Consider the following 705-nt stretch of genomic DNA (forward strand, 5'->3'; position numbering starts at 1 on the left):
TATGGCTGTTACTGTGGCTGCAAAAGAGTTCTTTAAATGGAATGATTACCTGGTGAAAAGACTGGATCCATCGGAGGAACAGCAGGAGACACTGCAGGAATCAACTTATATTCAGAATATAGACCAGTCTGTAACACAAAATGGTGTGACGGTTACCCTGACAGATTCTGTTCAGGATCAGGGATTCCTGTATGTTTTTTTTGAAGTGAAAACAGAGGACAGTATTTCTATGACTGATCATACTTCTTTTGAGGAGATGACACATTTTAAGATCGATGGAAAAGAAGTATATGCAGTGGACGATAACAGATTTGGAAGTTTCAATACTGGGGTAGGACAGGATGAATTACTGAAAACAGATCAAAATTCTGCGCATCTTAAACATTTTAACGCCTATATATCTTATGACAGTGATTATGATCTGAGTAATAAAACAGTAGAAATCACATTAAAGAATCTTACGGAGGAAGAAGATTATGATAAGACAGTCATTACAGATGGAACATGGGACTTTAAATGGACCTTGGGTGCAGTAAAGCCTCAGACAACTCTGGAAGTGAACCGGAAATGTGATTTTGGAGGTTATGAAATCACAGTGAAAAAAATGGAAGTAACGCCCCTTTTATGGTCATTATATCTTGATTATGATGAAGCTATGAAGGTGTATGAAGATGAAAAAAACAAATTTGAGTACGCAGGTACGGA

General features: G+C 37.3%; 1 protein-coding gene. It reads left to right on the plus strand.

Annotation, left to right across the window (positions count from 1 at the left end; all coding sequences use genetic code 11):
- A partial coding sequence (locus WMO75_RS19690) for a DUF4179 domain-containing protein (protein WP_349078869.1) occupies positions 1–705 on the plus strand: 705 nt, incomplete at both ends.

The sequence above is a fragment of the Blautia intestinihominis genome (assembly GCF_040096655.1).
Lineage (GTDB): Bacteria > Bacillota > Clostridia > Lachnospirales > Lachnospiraceae > Blautia_A > Blautia_A intestinihominis.